Raw genomic sequence first — 19603 nt, 5'->3', positions numbered from 1 at the left:
CTCACTCGGCGGCGCTGGCGTCGTGCCGTCCGCCCTCGGCCAGAGTCCAGCCGACGATCTCGCCCGTCGCCGTGCCCAGGGCCTGTTCGAACGCGCGCGTCACGCTCGCAACGTCGGTCGCCGGGGCCGGCACCGACTGCGAGAAGAGGCGCGAGGCGACCACCCGGTTCTCGCGACTGGCCACGAGCTTCGCGCCGATCTCCAGCACGGCCGCCGGGCGCGCCTCGCCCCGGTAGTCGGCGTCGAACCGGCGCACGTCGAGGAGCAACTGGTACTCGCCGGTGATGCCCTCGCCGCGCCGGCCCACGCCGGGCACGCGGCCGGAGTCCTCGAAGGCGTGCACCACCGTGTCGTGCACGAGGTCGGGCACCGGTTGCGACCAGATCGCGCCCTTGTAGACCTGGACCTCGCCGGGCACCGGGCGCACGGCGATGCGGGTCGAATCCACCATCGCCGGCCCGGTCGGCCGGGGCACGACCAGCTGCCAGTCCGCGCTGGGCCAGGCGGGATCCGCCTGCACGCTGGGCGCGGGCGCGTGGATGCTGATCGGCGTCTTTTCCGGGAGGATCCCGCAGCCGGCGAGCAGCACGGCGGTCGCGATCGCGGCGGCGAAGGTGGCGGTGCGTGTCGGTCGCATCATTCGGGCACGAACTCCTTCGGTTGCTCGCGGCCGAGCACGTAGCCGGCCGGGTTGCCGTCGAGGCGGTTGGTCACGCGCCGCAGGTCGCGGATCAGCGTGCGCAGTTCGGTGAGGGTCGGGCCGACCTGCTGGAGGCCGCCCTGGGTGAACTCCGCCAGCGGCGCGCGGTTCTCGGCGATCAGCGCATCGGCATTGCTGCTCGCGCGCTCGAGCGACGACAGCGCGCCGTCCAGCTTGTCGACCATGGCGGGCAGTTCGGCGACCACCTCGCGGTCGATCCGTTCGACCGCGCCCTGCGTCGTCTTCAGCGTGGCGTCGAGGGTCACGACGGCGTCGCGCGCGGCGACCACCAGTTCGGACAGCTCCCGGCTCTGGATCGCCAGCGCGCCGGTCACCGTCTCGACGTTCTCCAGGGCGTTGGAGACCCGCGAGACGTTCTCCTCGCTGAGGATCTGGTCCACGCGGGCCACGATGCGGTCCGCGGTCGCGGCGATGTTCTGCAGCGCGGACGGCGTGGTCGGGATCACCGGCACGTCGCGTCCAGAGCGCGCGCGCAGCGGCGCGGCCCCAGGCGATCCCCCGGTGAGCTGGACGATGGTCGTGCCGGTGAGGCCGGTGAGGGTGAGCTTGGCGCGGGTGTCGACCTTCACCGGCGTGTCGGCCTCCAGGCGCACGCGCGCGACCACCCGGCGCGGGTCGTTCGGCATCAGCGACAGGTCCTGCACCGTGCCCACGGCGATGCCGTTGTACTGGACGGCGTTGCCCTCCGACAGGCCGGTCACCGACTCGTTGAAGATGATGTCGTAGTCGGACCACTGCTTCTGCGAGGCGTAGTTGGCCGCCCACAACGCGAACAGCAGCGCCGCGGCGACCACCGCGAGGGTGAACGCACCGATCAGGACGTAGTTCGCCTTGGTTTCCATCGTCCTCCGCCTTGTCGCCGGGTCCGCGCCGCCGCCGGCGGACGCGCCCCGCGCATGATGCCGGTCCGCCGCCCGCGGACCAAATGCCGCCCGTTGCGCGTCAGGTTTCCCGGGCCGGGGTGAAGCCGCCGTGCCCTTGTCCCCCGGCATCGCGCGCGGCGCGGGCGCGCGGTCCGTGGAAGTATTCGCGCACCCAGGGGTGGTCGAGCCGTTCGACCTCGTCCAGCGGGCCGGTGAACACGACCTTGCGGTCGGCCAGCACCGCGACGCGATCGCAGATCGTGTAGAGCGTGTCCAGGTCGTGGGTGATGAGGAAGACCGTCAGGCCGAGGGCCTGCCGCAGCGTGCCCAGCAGCGCATCGAAGGCCGCCGCGCCGATGGGATCGAGGCCGGCGGTGGGTTCGTCGAGGAACAGCAGGGGCGGGTCGAGCGCGAGCGCGCGCGCCAGGCCCGCGCGCTTGCGCATGCCGCCCGACAGCTGCGCAGGCAGCTTGTCCAGCGCGTCCGCCGGCAGGCCGGCCAGCTTGACCTTGAGCAGCGCCAGCTCGTAGCGGAGCGAGTCCGGCAGGTCCGGGTGGTGTTCCTTCAGGGGCACCTGCACGTTCTCCCCGACCGTGAGCGAGGAGAACAGCGCGCCGTCCTGGAACAGCACGCCGGTGCGCCGCCGGATGTAGTGCCGGTCCTCCGCGTCCTCGCTGCGGGCATCCACGCCGAGCACCCGGATGTCGCCGGCGTTCGGCCGGCGCAGGCCGAGGATCGAGCGCATCAGCACCGACTTGCCGGAGCCCGAGCCGCCGACCACGCCGAGGATCTCGCCCCGGCGCACGTCGAGGTCCAGGCCCTCGTGCACGACCTGTTCGCCGAACCGGTTGTCCAGCCCGCGGATGCGGATGGCGACGTCGTCGTCGCGGTGCGTCTCGTCCATGTCAGACATCCATGTACATGAACCACATCGCCGCCAGCGCATCGAGAACGATGACCAGCGCGATGGACTGGACCACCGCCGACGTCGTCCGCTCGCCCACCGACTGCGCCGTGCCCTTCACCTGCAGGCCTTCCAGGCACCCGATCAGGGCGATGACGACCGCGAACACCGGCGCCTTCGACAGGCCCACCCAGAAGTGCCGCAGCTGGATCGTGTCCTGCATCCGGTTGAGGTACTGCTCGGGCGGGATGTCCAGGCTCAGCGCGCCCACCACCAGCCCGCCGGCCAGGCCGGCCAGCATCGACAGGAAGGTCAGCAGGGGCAGCATCACCACCAGCGCGACCAGGCGCGGCAGCACGAGCAGGTCCACCGGATCCAGCCCGAGGGTGCGGATCGCGTCGACCTCCTCGCGGCTGACCATCGCGCCGATCTGCGCGGTGAACGCGCTGGCGGTGCGGCCGGCCAGCAGGATGGCGGTCAGCAGCACGCCGAACTCGCGCAGGAACGCGATGGACACCAGTTCGACCACGAAGATGGTGGCGCCGAAGTCGCGCAGCACGTTCGCGCCGAGGAACGCGATGACCGCGCCGACGAGGAACGAGAGCAGGGCCACCAGGGGCACGGCGTCCAGGCCCACCTGCTCCATGTGGTGCACGGTCGAGGTGACGCGGATCCGGCGCGGCTCGCGCAGCAGCCGCAGCAACGCGGCGAGGTTCTCGCCGAGGAAGCCGACCAGCGCCACGACCTCCTTCGCGTTGTCGTGCACCGCGAAGCCGAGCCGGCCCAGCGCGGCCGCGAAGCCGTAGGCCTTCTTCCCGCGCGGGCGCTCGTCGTTGACGTCCTCGATGGTCTCGACCAGTGCGCGGTGGTCGTCGCGGAACGCGTAGCCGGAGAAGTCCAGCCGGTTGCGGCGCGCGTGGCGCAACAACTGCAGGACGCCGGCGGAGTCGAGCCGGTCCACGCCACGGGCATCCAGCACCGTGGCGTCGCCGGGCATGTCGCGCAGCCGCTCGCCGATCTCGTGGGCGTAGCGGAGCGTCCAGCGCCCGGACAGCCGCAACCGCGACGGGTCGTCGGGGTCGGCCTGCCACTGGGGCGGGGCGTGCACGTCGGCGGGCAGCATGCGCGCGAGGATACCGGTTCCATGCATGGGCCACGTCGTCGCGCGGCGTCGCCCCCTTGCGTCGGCGCCGTGCGATCCTTCCGCGCATGTCCGCAGCCCCGCCGATCCAGCCTTCGCCCGCCGCGCTCGCCGGCCGCGTGCCCGGTCCCGTGTTCGCCCACGCCGGCTACGCCGAACGCATCGCCTTCGTCGTCGAGCTGGCCGAGCACCTGCATGCCTACGGCACGACGACCCAGCGCCTCGAGGCGGCGATCATCGCGGTCTCGCAGCGGCTGGGCCTGGAATGCGAGCCCTGGACCAACCCGACCGGGATGATCCTGTCCTTCAGCGACCCGGCGCGCCCCCTGGGCTCGAGCGACACCACCCGCGTGCTGCGGCTCGCGCCCGGGGAAACGGACCTGCGCCGGCTGTGCGAAGTGGACCGGATCGCGGAGGACGTGCTGTCCGGTCGCGTCGGACTGGCCGAGGGCCAGGCCGCGCTGGATGCGCTCGCTGGCGCGCCCGCCGTGCGCTGGCGGTTCGTCGAGGTGCTCTGCATCGCGCTCGCGGCCGCATCGGTCGCGGGCCTGCTGCGGTTGCCCTGGCTGGACATCGGCATCGCCGGCGCCACCGGGCTGCTGATCGGCCTGCTGGGGCAGTTCGCGCGGCCGCGGCCGCGCCTGCGCGAGGCCGAGGAAGCCATCGCCGGCCTGCTGGCCGGATTCATCGCGGTGCTGGTCGCGACGTACGTCGGACCCCTGAACCAGAACACCGTGATCATCGCGTCGCTGATCGTGTTCCTGCCGGGCCTGGCGCTGACCAACGCGGTCAACGAGCTCACCAGCGGCCACCTGGTGTCGGGGACCGCGCGCTTCGCCGGCGCGATCAGCACGGTGATGAAACTGACCGTCGGGACCGTGCTCGCGGTGTACGTCGCGGGCCTGGCCGGGCTCGAGCCGGCGGTCCGCGCCTGGCGGCCGCAGCCCGACTGGGTCGAATGGGTCGCGCTCGGCACCGCCGCCCTGGCCTTCGCGGTGCTGTTCCGCACGGCCGCCCGCGACTACGCGCTGGTCATGGGCGCGGCGGTGACCGGCTACCTGATCGCGCGCTACGCCGGGCAGGCCTGGGGCAGTCCCGCCGGCATCTTCCTCGCCGCGTTCTGCCTGACCGCGGGCGGGAACGCGTACGCCCGCTTCTTCAACCGCCCGGGCGCGCTGATCCGCGTGCCCGGCATCATCATGCTGGTGCCCGGCAGCGCGAGCCTGCGCGGCCTGCTCACGATGGTGCAGCAGCAGGATGTCGCCGGCGGCCAGGCGGCGGCGCTCGGCGTGCTCAACATCCTGCTCGCGCTGCTCGCGGGGCTGCTGTTCGGCAACCTGCTGGTGACCACCCGGCAGAATCTCTGACGGGGATACCCCGGGCCGGAGATTCCCGGCGCCGGAACGGACAACGCCGGCGGATGCCGGCGTTTCCGTTTTCGAGCCCTGGACGGCGGCTCACTTCCTGATGAGGAAATCCTCGGGCTTCTTGCCCTTGGCCGTTTCGGCGGCCATCCAGCGCGGCTGGCGGCCGCGGCCGGTCCAGGTTTCCGACGGCTTGGCCGGGTTCCGGTACTTCGGCGGCACCTTGCCGAGCTTGCGGCCCTTGGCGGCCGACTTGCGGGGCTTGGCGGCGCCGGTCGCGGCGCGGGTGCCGGTGCCGCCACCGAACAGTTCCTCGATTGTGTAGCCCTCGGCCTTGGCCTGGGCGGCCAGCTTGCGGCGGACCGTGCCGGCGGGCTTGCGCTTGGACAGCGTGGTCTTGCGCTTCTTCGCCTTGGTGATCAGCGAGTCGAGTTCCTTCTGCGACATCGCATTGAGGTCGATGCTCATGGAGCCTCCGGGGGACGTGGCGCGGTTTCGATCGGGGGGTTTACCGGGAGAATCCCGGATACGCGCCATCCTAAAGCCCCGGATTACCCGTTTTCAAACCTCCGGGGTTTCCCCCGGCGGTATTCACCGGCGAAAACCCGGAGGCCCCGCGTGGATTTCCGGCCGGTTTACCGGGGTCCTGCCGCGGACGTCACCCGCGGATACCGAGGCGATCGAACAGCGCCGCCGAGTCCAGGTGCTCGGCGTCCGCCGCGTCGCGTGCGCGGTATTCGTACGTGCCCGCCTCCAGCCCCCGCCCGGACACCACCACGCGGTGCGGGATCCCGATCAGTTCGATGTCGGCGAACATCGCGCCGGGGCGCAGGCCGCGGTCGTCCAGCACCACGTCCACGCCCGACGCGGCGATGCGCGAATACAGCGCGTTCGCGGCCTCGGCCACCGCGGCATCGTTCTTCGGATTGATCACGCACACGGCCACGCGCCAGGGCGCCATCGCCTCGGGCCAGCGGATGCCAGCCGCGTCGAAGTTCTGTTCGATCGCTGCCGCGACGATGCGCGACACGCCGATGCCGTAGCAGCCCATCGTCGGCGTGGCGGCCTTGCCCGATTCGTCCAGCACGCTGAGCCCCATCGACTCGGCGTACCTGCGGCCGAGCTGGAACACGTGGCCGACCTCGATGCCGCGCGCGATGCCGAGCGTGCCGGCACCGTCGGGCGAAGGGTCGCCCGCGACGACGTCGCGGATGTCCGCGACCTCGGGCTCGGGCAGGTCACGGCCCCAGTTCACGCCGGCCAGGTGGAATCCCGGGCGGTTGGCGCCGACCACGAAATCGGCCATCGCCGCCACGCTGCGGTCGGCGACCACGCGGATGTCGCCCACGGGCTTCACCGGGCCGAGGAAGCCGGGCTCGCTGCCGAGCGCGGCGAGGATCTCGGCTTCCGTGGCGAGGCGGTAATCCGCCAGGCCCTCGAGCTTGGCCAGCTTGATCTCGTTGACCTGGTGGTCGCCGCGCACGAGCGCGAGCACGAACCGGTCCTTCCCGTCCGCGCCGGCGCCCACCAGGGCGATCGACTTGGCGGTGCGCGACAGCGGGATGCCGAGCAGCTCCGCGACCGCCTCGCAGGTCTTCTGCGTGGGCGTGGCGACCTCGCGCAGGTCCTCCGCGGGCGCGGGCCGCGTGCCGGGCGAGACCGCTTCGGCCAACTCGACGTTGGCCGCGTAGTCGGAGTCCTCGCAGAACGCGATCGCGTCCTCGCCGGAGTCCGCCAGCACGTGGAACTCGTGCGAGGCGCTGCCGCCGATCGCGCCGGTGTCGGCGTGCACCGCGCGGAACGCCAGGCCCAGGCGGGTGAAGATCCTCGCGTACGCGTCGTACATCACCCGGTAGCCGCGGGCGAGGTCCTCGTCGGTGAGGTGGAACGAGTACGCGTCCTTCATCAGGAACTCGCGCGCGCGCATCACGCCGAAGCGCGGGCGGATCTCGTCTCGGAACTTGGTCTGCACCTGGAAGAAGGTGACAGGCAGCTGGCGGTAGGACTGCAGTTCGTTGCGCGCGAAGTCGGTGATGACCTCCTCGTGCGTGGGGCCGAAGCAGTACCAGGCCTCCTTGCGGTCCTGCATCTTCAGCAGCTGGCCGCCGAACTTCTCCCAGCGGCCGGTCTCCTCCCACAGCTCCTTCGGCTGCACCGCGGGCATCAGCAATTCGATCGCCCCGGCGGCTTCCATCTCCTCGCGCACCACCTGCTCGACCTTGCGCAGCACGCGCAGTCCCAGCGGCGACCAGGTGTACAGGCCGGCGGCGAGCTTGCGGATCATGCCGGCCTTGAGCATCAGCCGGTGGCTGGCGACCTCGGCCTCGGCCGGGGTCTCCTTGCTGGTGGAGAGGTGGAACTGCGACAGGCGCATGCGCGGGAAAACCGTGGCGGAAAGCGCGCATTCTGCCGCGTGCGGACGGGTCGCGCGAATGCGGGGGCGGTGGGCGGCGCGCGCGTTCCACGGCCGCCGGGATCAGCCGCGATCGCCCCTCACGTCGATGCCCGCATCGGGATCGATGTCGACGGTGTCGTAGGGGCGCCCCTCGGGCGGGGTGTCGGTGACCTGCAGGTTGCCGGCGTCGTCGCGCCAGCGGTACAGCTTCGGGCGCGCGTCCTCCGCCCCGGCGGCCGCCGCCCGGCTCGCGCGATCCTCGCGGGCGCGGCGGTCGTCGTCGCCGGGCCGGGACAGCCACCACGCCACCGCGATGCCCGCGGCGAGGCCGGCGACGATGGCCCACGTGGCGCGCATGGGCGCGTCAGCCCGCCGGTCCGCCGCAGCGTCGCGCGAGCACCGGCGCGCTGGCGGCGCGCGCGAGGCAGGCGAGGCGGGCGAGGCGGGCGATCGGAACGGTCGGGACCCGGGGCATGGCGCTGGCTCCTGTCGGGACGGGCCGATTCCAGCACCGGCGCCGGTCGCCTGCAACCGGCCAGCCGCTACACTCGCCGGATGGAGCCCGACGACCATCCCGGCCCGCGTTCGCGGGCGATCTACCTGCTGCCGAACCTGTTCACCACCGGCGGGCTGTTCGCCGGGTTCTACGCGATCGTCGCGGCTTCGCAGGAGAAGTTCGCGGTCGCATGCGTGGCGGTGCTGGTGGCCGGCGTGCTGGACGGCATCGACGGGCGGGTGGCGCGGATGACCAATACCCAGAGCGCGTTCGGCGTGCAGTACGACTCGCTCGCCGACCTGGTCAGCTTCGGCCTGGCGCCGGCGATGGTGGTCTACCACTGGGCACTGGAGTCGCTCCGGGTCGATGGCGCGGTGCCCGGCAAGATCGGCTGGACGGCCGCCTTCGTGTACGCGGCCTGCGCGGCCCTGCGGCTGGCCCGCTTCAACAGCCAGGTCGGGCAGGTCGACAAGCGGTGGTTCGTCGGGCTGGCCAGTCCGGCGGCGGCGGGCCTGATGGTCACGTTCGTATGGGCCTTCCACGATTTCGACTTCCGCGGCATGGACCTGCGCTGGGTGGCGCTGGCCGTGACCGTCGGCGCGGGCCTGCTCATGGTCAGCGGCTGGCGCTATGCCAGTTTCAAGGGCGGCGGGCGCAGCGACCGCGTGCCGTTCTACGTCCTGCTGCTGTGCGTGGCGGTGCTGGTGGCGATCGCGATCGATCCGCCGACGGTGCTGTTCGCGATCGCGCTGGCGTACGCGTTGTCGGGTCCCGTCGCGTGGCTGCTGCGTCGCGGCCGCGGCGCGGGCGGGCGATGAACGCGCCGGTTCGCCCGGCCTGGTCGGCCCTGCAGCGCGATCGCCTGGCCGCGATGGGCCTGGAACTCTACGTCCGGGCCGACCCGGGCGCGGACCCGAGGGCGGTGGACGCGCCGTCGGGCACGGGGTCGAAAGCCGATCGAAGGGCCGACGATCCCTCGACCGACGGCCCGCCAGGCGACGACCGGCTGCTGCGTGCACTGCTGCGCGCCGCGGGCGTGCGCGATGGCGGGCCGGCGGCGGACGCGGTCCGGGCCGCCCTTCCGCCGGTCGACGCGATCCGCGGCAACCCGGCGGCGAAACGCGCACTCTGGCCCAGGCTCCGGGCGATGCGCCGGGGGCGCGGGGGATGAGTGCGCTGCCGGCCGACGCCTACGGCGCGGGCGCGCCCGTCGAGGCGGCCCTGCGACCGATGCAGGTGGCGGACCTCGACGCGGTCATGGCGATCGAGGTCCGCGCGTATCCGTTCGCGTGGACGCGCGGGATCTTCGAGGATTGCCTCGGTGCCGGCTATCCGGCCTGGGTGCTCTCCCGCGGGAACATGATCGTCGGCTACGCGGTGCTCAGCGTCGCGGCCGGCGAGGGACACGTGCTGAACGTCTGCGTCGATCCCGCGGCGCAGGGCCAGGGCCATGGCCGGCGCCTGCTGCGCGCCCTGCTGCACCTGGCGCGCGCGCGGGGCGCGAAGCGGCTGTTCCTGGAGGTGCGGCCGTCGAACCCGGGCGCGATCGCCCTCTACCGCAGCGAGGGCTTCGACGAGATCGGGCGGCGTCCGCGCTACTACCCGGCGCTCGATGGCCGGGAGGACGCGATCGTGATGGCGATGGAACTGCTGCCGGACGAAGACTGACCTCGCCGGGAACCTGCCGCCGGCAGCGTTCCGGTCCCGTCCGCCTCAGCCCAGCCGGGCGCGCTGCGCCGCCATCGCGTCGCGCTGCGCGGTCCAGTCGGCCAGGCGCCTGCGCTCCTGTTCGACCACCGCCGCCGGCGCGTTCGCGACGAAGGTGTCGTTGCCGAGCTTGCCCTCGCACTTGGCGATTTCGGCGGACACCTTCTTCAGCTCCTTGTCCAGGCGCGTGCGCTCGGCGTCCAGGTCGACGAGGCCCTCCAGCGGCACCAGCAGCTTGAGTCCGCCGACCACGCCGGCGGCGGCGGGCGGCGCCTCGCCGTCGAGGCGGCCGATGCCCTCGAGCCGGCACAGGAACCGGAGCGAGGCGTCGTAGCGCTCGACGCGCGCGGCGTCCCCGGCATCGCCGTCGTCGAGCAGCAGCGGCACCTGCTTCGACGGCGGCACCCCCAGTTCGCTGCGGATGCGACGCAGGGTGGTGACCATCGCCTTCAGCCACTCGATGCCGTCGCGCGCACCGGCGAACGCGGTCGCGTCCACCTCGCCCGCCCGCGGGTACGGGCGACGCATGATCGTCGCCTCGCCGATGCCCAGGCGCGGCGCGACCTGGCGCCACAGTTCCTCGGTCACGAACGGCACCAGTGGGTGGAGCAGGCACAGCAGGCGCTCGAGCACGTGCAGCAGCGTGTGCCGGGTGCTGGCCGCCGCGCGCGTGTCGTCGCCGTTGAGCGCCGGCTTGGCCAGCTCGACGAACCAGTCGCAGAAGTCGTTCCAGGCGAACTCGTACAGCGCCTGCGAGAGCAGGTCGAAGCGGTAGTCGGCGAAATGCGTGGCGGCCTCGGCAGCGGTCGCGTCCAGCCGCGCGAGGATCCAGCGCTCGGCATCGGTGGCCGGGTCCGGTGCGCCGTCGAATCGCGCGCCCTCGGTATTCATCAGCACGAAGCGCGTCGCGTTCCACAGCTTGTTGCAGAAGTTCTTGTAGCCCTCGGCCCGGCCGAGGTCGAACTTGATGTCGCGGCCGTGGCCGGCGAGCGCGGCGATCGTGAAGCGCAGCGCGTCCGCACCGAAGGCGGGGATGCCGTCCGGGAACTCCTTGCGCGTGGCCTTCTCGATCTTCGCGGCCATCTTCGGCTGCATCAGGCCGGTGGTGCGCTTGGCGACGAGGTCGTCCAGGGCGATCCCGTCGATGAGGTCCAGCGGGTCGAGGATGTTGCCCTTCGACTTGGACATCTTCTGGCCGTGCGCGTCGCGCACCAGGCCGGTGATGTACACGTCGCGGAACGGCACGCGCTCCGCGTCGGGTCGGCCCGGGTCGTCCTGGCCCAGGAAGTGGTCGGTCATGAAGATCATGCGCGCGACCCAGAAGAAGATGATGTCGAAGCCGGTGACCAGCACGCTCGACGGCACGTAGCGGTCGAAACCGCGTTCGGCCATCGCCTGCGTGTCCGGCCAGCCCATCGTGCTGACCGGCCACAGCGCCGACGAGAACCAGGTCTCCAGCACGTCGGCGTCGCGGGTGAGCGGCGCGTCGGCGGCCAGGCCCGCGCGTGCGCGCGCCTCGGCTTCGTCGCGCCCGACGTGCACGCGGCCGTCGGCGTCGTACCACGCCGGGATGCGGTGGCCCCACCAGAGCTGGCGGCTGATGCACCAGTCCTGGATGTTCTCCATCCAGTGCCGGTAGGTGTTGATCCAGTTGCCGGGCACGAAGCGGACGTCGCCCTGTTCGGCCAGTGCCAGCCCCCGCTCGGCCAGGCCGTCCATCTTCACGAACCACTGGTCCGTCAGGTACGGCTCGATCACCTGGCCGGTGCGGTCGCCGCGCGGCACCTGCAGCTTGTGGGGCTTCGTCTCGACCAGCAGCCCCTGCGCCTCGAGGTCGGCGACCACCGCCTTGCGCGCCTCGAACCGGTCCAGCCCGCGGTACGCCGCGGGGATGCCGATCGCCTCGGCCGCCGCGCCATCGACGACGGCCGCATCCGGGGTGAACACGTTGAGCAGCGCCAGTCCGTGGCGCTGGCCGACGGCGTTGTCGTTGAAATCGTGCGCCGGGGTGACCTTGACCACGCCGGTGCCGAATTCGCGGTCCACGTACGCGTCTGCGATCACCGGGATCTCGCGCCCGGTCAGCGGCAGGCGCACGGTCCTGCCGACGAGGTGCGCGTAGCGGTCGTCCTCGGGGTGGACCATCACCGCGGTGTCGCCGAGCATCGTCTCCGGGCGCGTGGTGGCGACCACCACCTCGCCGCTGCCGTCCGCGAGCGGATAGCGGATCGACCAGAGGAAGCCGTCCTCCTCCTCGTTGACGACCTCGAGATCCGAGATCGCGGTCTTCAGTACCGGGTCCCAGTTGACCAGCCGCTGGCCGCGGTAGACCAGTCCCGCGTCGTACAGGCGCACGAAGGCCTCGACCACCGCGCGCGCGGGCATCGGGTCCATGGTGAACACGCTGCGCGTCCAGTCTCCGGACGTGCCGAGCCGGCGCATCTGGCGCTCGATGGTGTCGCCCGACCGGGCCTTCCACTGCCAGACGCGGTCGATGAAGCCTTCGCGTCCGAGCGAGTCGCGCGTCTCCCCTTTTCCTTCCAGCGCGAGGTTGCGCGAGACCACCATTTCGGTGGCGATGCCGGCGTGGTCGCTGCCCATCTGCCACAGCACGTCGCGGCCGAGCATGCGCTGGTGGCGCACCAATGCGTCCTGCAGCGTGTGCTGGAACGCGTGGCCCATGTGCAGGGTGCCGGTGACGTTCGGCGGCGGCAGCAGGATCACGTAGGGCTCGCCCGTGCCGGACGGCGAGAACGCGCCGCTGGACTCCCACTCGGCGTAGAGGCGGGATTCGAATGCGGTCGGGTCGTAGCTCGGGGCGAGGGTACTCACGCGGCCGGCCTCCAGGCGCCGTACAGGGTGAAGGCGCCGATGCCGATGAAGGCGATGCCGGCGACGATCTTGAGGGTCTGCGGGCTCATGAACTTCTCGAGGAGCTGGCCGGCGAGCACGCCGATCCCGGCCGCGACCACCAGCGCCGCCGAGGCCGCGAGGAACACGCGCATCGGGCTCGTCCGTCCCTCCGCGGAGAAGAGCATGGTGGCCAGCTGCGTCTTGTCGCCGATCTCGGCGAGGAACACGGTGGCGAAGATCAGCAGCATCGCTTTCATGTCGATCGCACTCACATGTCGTGCTTGTTCACGTCCAGGCCGCGCGCCTTGTACTGCTTCCAGCGCTCGCGCAGCGGGCCGCGCGCGGAATCGTCGGCGGGGACCACCTCGAGCACGCGGTCGAAGGCGCCCTCGACCGCGGCGTCGCGCAGGTTGATCACCAGGGGTCGCAGCGGGGCGTCGACCTCGGGCGGCGCGATCAGGACCGCGGCCTCGTCCTCGTCGACGTCGACGCCGGCGACCTGGTGCGGGATGAAGACGTCGTCGCCCATGTCCCACAGCAGGTCGTCGAGCGCTTCGGCCTGCGCCGCGTCGCGCGCCAGCACCAGCGTCCACAGGCCCGCGTCATGCGCCTTGCGCGCGAGTTCGCACACCAGCCGCAACGGCTCGGCGCGGAACCGCGGCCTGTCGATCAGGTAGAAGTCGGCCCGCGGCACGCGCTCAGGCCGCGCGCGCCTGGTCGAGCAGCCACTGGCTCAGCAGGCCGACCGGGCGGCCGGTGGCCATGCCCTTGCGGCCGTCGTCGCTGCCGCTGCCGGCGATGTCCAGGTGCGCCCAGCGCTGGCCTTCCGCGAACCGCGCCAGGAAGCAGCCCGCGGTGATCGCGCCGGCCCAGCGGCCGCCGATGTTGTAGACGTCGGCGTAGGTCGACTCGAGCATCGTCTGGTACTCGTCCCACAGGGGCAGGCGCCAGGCGCGGTCGAAGGTGGTCTCGCCCGCGGCCAGCAGCTCGCCGGCCAGGTCGTCGTGCTTGCTCATCAGGCCGGAGGCGTACTTGCCCAGCGCGACCATGCACGCGCCGGTGAGCGTGGCGACGTCGACCAGCGCCTTCGGCTCGTAGCGCTGCGCGTAGGTCAGCGCGTCGCACAGGATCAGGCGGCCCTCGGCGTCGGTGTTGCCGACCTCGATCGTCTTGCCGGACATGCTGGTGAGCACGTCGGACGGGCGGTAACTGTTGCCGTCGGGCATGTTCTCCACCGCCGGCACGATCACGACCAGGTTGACCGGCAGCTGCATGCCCACGGCGGACACGAACGTGCCCATGACCGTGGCCGCGCCGCACATGTCGAACTTCATCTCCTCGACGCCGCCCTGCACCTTCAGGTTGATGCCGCCGGTGTCGAAGGTGATGCCCTTGCCGACCAGCACGTACGGCTTGCTGTCGCCGCCGTTGCGGTACTCCATCACCACCAGCTTGGGCGGGTTGGCGGTCGCGCCCTGGCCGACGGCCAGCAGCGCGCCCATGCCGAGCTTGGCCATGTCGTCGCGCTCTAGCACCTCGCAGGAGGCGTTGTCGAAGCGCGCGGTGAATTCCTTCGCCTGGCTGGCGAGGTAGGCGGGGTTGCAGATGTTGGCCGGCAGGTTGCCGAGTTCGCGCGCGAACCGGACGCCGGCGGCGATGGCCTGGCCGTGGGCGAGGGCGGCGGCGTCCTCGCCGGCGATCGCCAGCGTCGCCAGGCCGGTCTCCTTGCGCACCTTGTTGTCCTTGCCCAGGGTCGCGGTATAGCGGTAGCAGGCGTGGTCGGCGGCGATCGCGGCCTGGCGGATCGCCCAGGCGCGGTCGCGGCCGGCGATGTCCAGCTCGGACAGCGTCAGCAGCGCGCGCTTCGACGGCCCGGTGCGCAGCGCGCGGGCGGCGTCGCCGACCGCCTTCAGGTACTGCGGCACCCCGAACTTGCCCGCCTCGCCGAGGCCGACCACCAGCACGCGCGGCGCCTTGACGCCCTCGAGGTCGTGCAGCACCAGCGTGCGGCCGGTGCGCCCGCTCAGGTCCTCGCGCGCGGCGAGCGCTTTCAGGCGGCCGCCGCTGGCGGCGTCGATCGCCTGCGCGGCGGGCGTGAGCGTGCCGTCCGCGAACGCGCCGACCACCACGCAATCCACGTCGGCGGAGGCGGCGGGTTCGTGGTTCAGGGTGAATTCGAGGGACATTCGTTGGTATTCCGGTTCGCGAGGGGGATTTCCGTACAATCCGGCGCTTCGCTCGACGCGGCGCGGGCCGTTGGGCGCGCCGCGGACCCCGCGCCGGGCACGGCCGGGCGGTGGCGAAGACATGGACGAGACAGGCCCGCCAGTTTAATCGATGCCCGACCCGATGCCGACTCCGACCCGCCGCCGAGCGGCGCTCCGCATGATGAACGAGGCTCCGCCCACCCCCATGAAGGTGACCGCCCCCGTGGCCCGGACCGATGCGAGCAGGCCGCTTGCGCGCCCTTGACCGCTACCTGCTGAAGGAGTTCTCGCAGTCCGTGTCGGCGGCGCTGGTCGTGCTCGGGATGGTGAGCATGAGCGCGCTGGTGGGCGTGGTGCTCGACCGGATCGCGCGCGGCAAGGTGCCGGCGTCGCTGATGCTGTCCCAGCTCGGCCTGCAGCTGCTGAGCTACCTGCCGCTGATCCTGCCGCTGGCGCTCATGGTGGGGCTGCTGCTCGCGCTGGGCCGGCTGTACCGCGACTCGGAGATGCCGGTGCTCGCCGCCGTGGGCGTGGGCCCGGCGCGCCTGGCCCGCCCGCTCGCGATGCTGCTGGTCCCGGTCATGCTGGTGGTCGGGGCGTGCTCGCTGTGGCTCGGCCCGTGGGGGCAGCGCACCTCCAACGAGATGATCGAGGCCGCCAACCGCAGCCTGGTGGTCGCGGGCCTGGAGGCGGGCCGCTTCACGTCGCTGCCGGACGGGGGCGTGGTGTACGTCGGTGCCGTCGCGGAAGGCGGCGAGCAGCTGCGGCGCGTGTTCGTGCAACGCGGCGCCGAGGGCCGCATCGACGTGACCACCGCCGAGACCGGCCGCCTGTTCTTCGACGGCGAGAGCGAGCGCTACCTCCGACTCGAGGACGGTTTCCGCGTCGAGGGGCCCGAGGACGAGGGCCGCGATTTCCGCCTGATGCGCTACGCGGCGAACGAAATCCGCCTGCCCGATCGCGCCGAGGTGGCCGAGCCGGACGATCCCGAGATCCTGCCGACCACCGCCCTGCTGGGCGACCCGCGGCGCGAGGCGCGCGCGCAGCTGCACTGGCGCATCGCCCCGCCGCTGCTGGCGCTGGCGTTCGCGCTGCTGGCGGTCCCGCTGGCGCGCGGGGGGCCGCGGCAGACGCGATACGGGCGCATCCTCGTCGGCTTCCTCGCGTACCTGGTGGGCATGAACCTGGCGACGCTCGGCACCGAATGGGTGGCGCAGGGCAAGGTGCCGGCGGCGCTCGGCCTGTGGTGGCTGCTGCTGCCCCTGCTCGCGGCGGGGGCCTTCTTCTTCGCGCGCGACGGCCGGATCGCCCGGCGCGGGTGGCGGCGATGAGCTTCCCGCGCATCTACGACCTGTACGTGGGCCGCGTCGTGCTGGGCACGGTGCTGGTCACGTGGGCGATCCTGCTGGGCCTGGACGTCGTGCTGGCGATGTTCGGGGAGGTGGGCGACTTCGGGAAGGGCGACTACGGCGTCCCGCAGGCGATCGCGTACGTGCTCTACACCGCGCCGCGGCGGGCGTACCAGCTGTTCCCCACCGCCGCGGTGATCGGCGCGCTGATGGGGCTGGGCCAGCTCGCCGCCTCGTCCGAACTCACCGCGCTGCGCGCGCTGGGCCTGTCGCGCCGGCGCCTGAGCTTCGCGGCCGCGGGCGCGCTGGCGCTGCTGACCGCGCTGATGGTGGTCAACGGCGAGACGCTCGGCCCCTGGGGCAACCGCCAGGCCGATTCGGTCAAGGCGGCGGCGATGTCCGACAACCTGATGGTCGCGCAGTACTCGGGCCTCTGGGCCCGCGAGGGCGAGGTCTTCCTCAACGCACGCACCGGCGTGCAGCGCGCGGACGGCGCGTCGACGTGGCTGGAACTGCGCGACGTGCGGCTGTTCGCATTCGACGAGGCGGGGCGGCTGCAGTCGATCGCGCGGGCCGCGGCGGCCGAGCACCGCCCGGGCGGTTGGCTGATGCGCGACGTGGTGCGCACGACATTCCGCGAGGATTCGGTGGTCCAGGAGCGCGTGCCGGAAGAAACCTGGGAGTCCAACCTCGACGACACGGCACTGCTCGCGGGGGTGACCCGGCCGCGCTACCTGAGCGCGCGGGACCTGCAGCGCAGCATCGCGTACTACAAGCGCAACGGCCTGGATGCCTCGGAGTTCGAGGAGGTCTACTGGGGCCGCTGGTTCTTCCCGCTCAACGTGCTGGCGCTGTGCCTGGCCGCGATCCCGTTCGCCTTCGGCACGCTGCGCAGCGGCGGCCTGGGCAAGCGGCTGTTCATCGGCATCGTGTTCTCGCTCGGGTTCCTGGTGCTGCAGGAATGGTTCGTCCGCGCGGCGAACGCGTACGACTTCAGCTTCGTGCTCGCGTACCTGGTGCCGCCGGTCGCGCTGCTGGCGCTGTCGGGCCTGCTGTTCAGTCGCCGCAGCGGTTGAGTCCGCGGACGCCCGTCAGGCCGCGCTCCCCGCCGGGTCGATGCGTACGAGCCGCGTGCCGCTCGCGCGGTCGTGCCAGGCCAGCCGGTCGCGATCGATCCACGCCCACCAGAATCCGGCACCGGCGGCGGCCAGCGACAGCGTGCCCACTGCGAACCGGAGCCAAAGCGCCCGGGTGGCGGGCGGGGCGCCGTCGGCGGTGACCAGCCGCAGCCGCCAGGGACGCATCCCCAGGGTCTGGCCGCCGCGCCGCCAGCTGGTCGTCGCGTACAGCCCCGCGAGCAGCCAGCAGCCGATCCACAGCAGCCAGCCGAGCGGGGTGAAGGGCGCGATGTACTCGCGCACGCCATGTCCCGACAGGGTGTAGGCGAGGTTGGCGACCAGCGAAAGCAGGAACCACAGCGCCGCGACGGGCCACAGGTCGTAGGAGAGTGCGAGCAGCCGGCGACCGACGAGGGCGGTCGGGCGGCGGGTCGGCGGGTGGGGTCCGGACGTCGGCATCGGCGCAGGATAGCCGCACGCCGGCAGCGCCCGCCCTAGACTGCGCACATGCCAGCGACGCCCGCCGAACGCCGGCGGCGTGCGATGCGGCAGGGGCCGCTTCCCGACGCCGACCGCGACCTGATCGACGCCTGCCTGGACGCGCTGTGGGCCGAACAGGGCCTGTCGCGCGCGACGCTCGACAGCTACCGGCGCGACCTCGCCGGCTTCGCGCGCTGGCGCGCCGGGGCCGGCGGCGGCCTGGCGGGGGCGGACCGGGGCGCGCTGTTCGACTACCTGGCCGCGCGCAGCCGCGACGGATACTCGCCACGCAGCAACGCCCGCCTGCTGTCGTCGCTGCGGGCGTTCTCCGCGTGGCAGTTGCGCCGCGGCGCGCGCGCGGACGATCCGACCGCGCTGCTCGAACCGCCCAAGCTGCCCCGCTCGCTGCCGAAGGCGCTCACCGAGGGCCAGGTCGACGCCCTGCTGGCCGCGCCCGACGTCGACGGGCCGGAGGGCCTGCGCGACCGCGCGATGCTGGAGTTGATGTATGCCTGCGGGCTGCGGGTCAGCGAACTCGTCGGCCTGCCGGCGACCGCGGTCAACCTGCGCCAGGGCGTGCTGCGGGTACTGGGCAAGGGCGGCCGGGAGCGGCTGGTACCGCTCGGCGAGGAGGCGCAGGCCTGGTTGCAGCGCTACCTCGACCAGGCCCGCCCGACGCTCGCCGGAAGGCAGCCGTCGGCGGCCCTGTTCCTGACCGCGCGCGGCGAGGCCCCGACCCGCCAGCAGTTCTGGACCACGGTGAAGCGCTGCGCCGCGCGCGCGGGCATCGACCCGGCGCGGATCAGTCCCCACGGCCTGCGGCACAGTTTCGCCACCCACCTGCTCAACCACGGCGCGGACCTGCGGGCCCTGCAGATGCTGCTGGGACACAGCTCCCTGTCGACGACCCAGATCTACACGCTGGTGGCGCGCGAACACCTCAAGCAGCTCCACGCGCGCCACCATCCGCGCGGTTGAGTCGCGGCCGGCGGTGCGCCGTCGACGCCGTGCCACAATCCGGAACCCCGGCGCGGGCCCGCGGTCCAACCGCGCCCGCCCCGATCGCACCGCATTGCAAGGATTCCCGATGACGCGTCTTCCCGTGCTCCTCCCGGCGTTGCTGCTGGGCGCCAGCCTCACCGCCTGCGCCAAGCCGCCGGAGTCGACGACCGCCGGCCAGGCCGGCGCCACCGGCGCCGCGGCGCTGCCGCCGGCGCCGGGCGAGCCGGAGGTCGTCGCCGGGACCCCCGAGGCGCGCGCGCGCGACGCCATCCGCGGGATCAACAACCAGCTGGTGATCGACCGCATCGGCGACGCGCCGATCGACGGCTTCCGCGAAGTGATCGTGGACGGCAAGGTCGTCTACGTGTCCGACGACGGGCGCTACCTGTTCCAGGGCACCCTGGTCGACCTGCGCGAGAAGCTGGACCTCGGCCAGGTCGCGATGGCCGGCCTGCGCCGCGAACTGCTGGCCAACGTCCCGGCGAAGGACCGCATCGTGTTCGCGCCGGCCAACCCGGTGCACACGGTCACGGTGTTCACCGACGTGGAGTGCGGCTATTGCCGTCGCTTCCACCAGGACATCGGCGAGCTCAACCGCCAGGGGATCGCGGTCGAATATCTGGCGTTCCCGCGCATGGGCCCGGGCAGCGAGGATTTCGAGACGATGGTGTCGGTCTGGTGCAGCGCCGACCGCCGCAAGGCCCTCACCGACGCCAAGTCGGACCGGGCGGTGCCCGACCGCGAATGCAGCAATCCCGTGGCGGCGCAGTACGCGCTCGGCCGCAAGGCCGGCCTGACCGGCACCCCGATGATCCTCGCCGAGGACGGCACCCAGCTGGGCGGTTACGTGCCGCCCGGCGAACTGCGCCAGCGGCTGGACGAGATCGCGGCGAAGGCCGGCGGCGAAGCGGCGCCGGCGGCCGGCGAGGCGTCCGCGACCGGCGACGCCGGGACCCGCTGACGCCCGGCGGGACGGATGCCGGGCGGGACGGGCCGCTCGGCT

The 19603-nt window shown here is 72.5% G+C and carries 19 protein-coding genes and 1 pseudogene; 8 read left to right on the top strand and 12 right to left on the bottom strand.

Annotated features, from left to right (window positions below; genetic code table 11):
- Position 1: 1 nt before the first annotated feature.
- The 4 genes from ACYU7H_RS09180 to ACYU7H_RS09165 all read right to left on the bottom strand — a co-directional run bounded on the left by ACYU7H_RS09180 (position 2) and on the right by ACYU7H_RS09165 (position 3638).
- Complete coding sequence (locus ACYU7H_RS09180; RefSeq protein ID WP_460814121.1) at positions 2-640, bottom strand: ABC-type transport auxiliary lipoprotein family protein; 639 nt, start codon at positions 638-640, stop codon at positions 2-4.
- On the bottom strand, positions 637-1563 hold the full coding sequence (locus ACYU7H_RS09175) for an MlaD family protein (protein WP_460814119.1): 927 nt from the start codon (positions 1561-1563) through the stop codon (positions 637-639). The genes ACYU7H_RS09180 and ACYU7H_RS09175 overlap by 4 nt, the downstream gene beginning before the upstream one ends.
- A 100-nt stretch (positions 1564-1663) precedes the next feature.
- Positions 1664-2488 carry an ABC transporter ATP-binding protein gene (locus tag ACYU7H_RS09170; RefSeq protein WP_460814117.1) on the bottom strand — a complete coding sequence of 275 codons (825 nt, stop codon included), beginning with the start codon at positions 2486-2488 and terminating at the stop codon, positions 1664-1666.
- Between the two features lies 1 nt (position 2489).
- Positions 2490-3638: an ABC transporter permease gene (locus tag ACYU7H_RS09165; protein WP_460814115.1), complete on the bottom strand. Its 1149-nt coding sequence runs from the start codon at positions 3636-3638 to the stop codon at positions 2490-2492.
- Between the two features lie 59 nt (positions 3639-3697).
- Between ACYU7H_RS09165 and ACYU7H_RS09160 the strand changes: the two genes are divergently transcribed.
- Positions 3698-4996 carry a threonine/serine exporter family protein gene (locus tag ACYU7H_RS09160; protein WP_460814113.1) on the top strand — a complete coding sequence of 433 codons (1299 nt, stop codon included), beginning with the start codon at positions 3698-3700 and terminating at the stop codon, positions 4994-4996.
- Between the two features lie 93 nt (positions 4997-5089).
- On the opposite strand, the pseudogene ACYU7H_RS09155 reads toward ACYU7H_RS09160, so the two are convergent.
- From ACYU7H_RS09155 to ACYU7H_RS09145, 3 genes and pseudogenes are all read right to left on the bottom strand, one after another.
- Positions 5090-5461 (bottom strand): annotated as a pseudogene (locus ACYU7H_RS09155) (H-NS histone family protein); the annotation flags it as partial.
- 190 nt (positions 5462-5651) lie between these two features.
- Positions 5652-7367 carry a proline--tRNA ligase gene (locus ACYU7H_RS09150; protein WP_460814111.1) on the bottom strand — a complete coding sequence of 572 codons (1716 nt, stop codon included), beginning with the start codon at positions 7365-7367 and terminating at the stop codon, positions 5652-5654.
- Positions 7368-7469: 102 nt separating this feature from the next.
- The gene (locus tag ACYU7H_RS09145; protein WP_460814110.1) at positions 7470-7745 is read right to left on the bottom strand and encodes a DUF4124 domain-containing protein; all 276 of its coding nucleotides are present in this window, start codon (positions 7743-7745) and stop codon (positions 7470-7472) included.
- Between the two features lie 198 nt (positions 7746-7943).
- Here ACYU7H_RS09145 and pssA point away from each other — a divergent pair, with 198 nt between their 5' ends.
- Genes pssA through rimI form a run of 3 tightly spaced genes read left to right on the top strand, consistent with a single transcriptional unit; the run spans position 7944 to position 9552 of the window.
- On the top strand, positions 7944-8702 hold the full coding sequence (gene pssA, locus ACYU7H_RS09140; RefSeq protein WP_460814108.1) for a CDP-diacylglycerol--serine O-phosphatidyltransferase: 759 nt from the start codon (positions 7944-7946) through the stop codon (positions 8700-8702).
- Positions 8699-9055, top strand: coding sequence for a hypothetical protein (locus tag ACYU7H_RS09135; protein ID WP_460814107.1), 357 nt, complete (start codon positions 8699-8701; stop codon positions 9053-9055). The genes pssA and ACYU7H_RS09135 overlap by 4 nt, the downstream gene beginning before the upstream one ends.
- Positions 9052-9552: a ribosomal protein S18-alanine N-acetyltransferase gene (gene rimI / locus ACYU7H_RS09130; protein ID WP_460814105.1), complete on the top strand. Its 501-nt coding sequence runs from the start codon at positions 9052-9054 to the stop codon at positions 9550-9552. The genes ACYU7H_RS09135 and rimI overlap by 4 nt, the downstream gene beginning before the upstream one ends.
- A 45-nt stretch (positions 9553-9597) precedes the next feature.
- On the opposite strand, the gene ACYU7H_RS09125 is transcribed toward rimI, so the two are convergent.
- Genes ACYU7H_RS09125 through ACYU7H_RS09110 form a run of 4 tightly spaced genes read right to left on the bottom strand, consistent with a single transcriptional unit; the run spans position 9598 to position 14630 of the window.
- Complete coding sequence (locus tag ACYU7H_RS09125; protein ID WP_460814104.1) at positions 9598-12423, bottom strand: valine--tRNA ligase; 2826 nt, start codon at positions 12421-12423, stop codon at positions 9598-9600.
- Complete coding sequence (locus ACYU7H_RS09120) at positions 12420-12701, bottom strand: TMEM165/GDT1 family protein (protein ID WP_460814102.1); 282 nt, start codon at positions 12699-12701, stop codon at positions 12420-12422. The genes ACYU7H_RS09125 and ACYU7H_RS09120 overlap by 4 nt, the downstream gene beginning before the upstream one ends.
- Before the next feature lie 11 nt (positions 12702-12712).
- The gene (locus tag ACYU7H_RS09115) at positions 12713-13138 is read right to left on the bottom strand and encodes a DNA polymerase III subunit chi (RefSeq protein ID WP_460814101.1); all 426 of its coding nucleotides are present in this window, start codon (positions 13136-13138) and stop codon (positions 12713-12715) included.
- Positions 13139-13142: 4 nt separating this feature from the next.
- The gene (locus ACYU7H_RS09110) at positions 13143-14630 is read right to left on the bottom strand and encodes a leucyl aminopeptidase (protein WP_460814099.1); all 1488 of its coding nucleotides are present in this window, start codon (positions 14628-14630) and stop codon (positions 13143-13145) included.
- A 272-nt stretch (positions 14631-14902) separates the two neighbouring features.
- Between ACYU7H_RS09110 and lptF the strand changes: the two genes are divergently transcribed.
- Both lptF and lptG read left to right on the top strand, forming a co-directional pair.
- Positions 14903-15982: an LPS export ABC transporter permease LptF gene (lptF, locus tag ACYU7H_RS09105; RefSeq protein WP_460814097.1), complete on the top strand. Its 1080-nt coding sequence runs from the start codon at positions 14903-14905 to the stop codon at positions 15980-15982.
- Complete coding sequence (lptG, locus tag ACYU7H_RS09100; RefSeq protein ID WP_460814095.1) at positions 15979-17076, top strand: LPS export ABC transporter permease LptG; 1098 nt, start codon at positions 15979-15981, stop codon at positions 17074-17076. The genes lptF and lptG overlap by 4 nt, the downstream gene beginning before the upstream one ends.
- 15 nt (positions 17077-17091) lie before the next feature.
- On the opposite strand, the gene ACYU7H_RS09095 is transcribed toward lptG, so the two are convergent.
- Positions 17092-17577 carry an RDD family protein gene (locus ACYU7H_RS09095; protein WP_460814093.1) on the bottom strand — a complete coding sequence of 162 codons (486 nt, stop codon included), beginning with the start codon at positions 17575-17577 and terminating at the stop codon, positions 17092-17094.
- 48 nt (positions 17578-17625) lie between these two features.
- Between ACYU7H_RS09095 and xerD the strand changes: the two genes are divergently transcribed.
- Positions 17626-18576: a site-specific tyrosine recombinase XerD gene (gene xerD, locus ACYU7H_RS09090; RefSeq protein ID WP_460814091.1), complete on the top strand. Its 951-nt coding sequence runs from the start codon at positions 17626-17628 to the stop codon at positions 18574-18576.
- Positions 18577-18685: 109 nt separating this feature from the next.
- Complete coding sequence (locus ACYU7H_RS09085; protein WP_460814089.1) at positions 18686-19561, top strand: DsbC family protein; 876 nt, start codon at positions 18686-18688, stop codon at positions 19559-19561.
- Positions 19562-19603: the final 42 nt, after the last annotated feature.

This window comes from Luteimonas pelagia (genome assembly GCF_054776035.1).
Note: the sequence above shows the minus strand (reverse complement) of the source record. Positions and strands in the feature narration are given on the sequence as shown.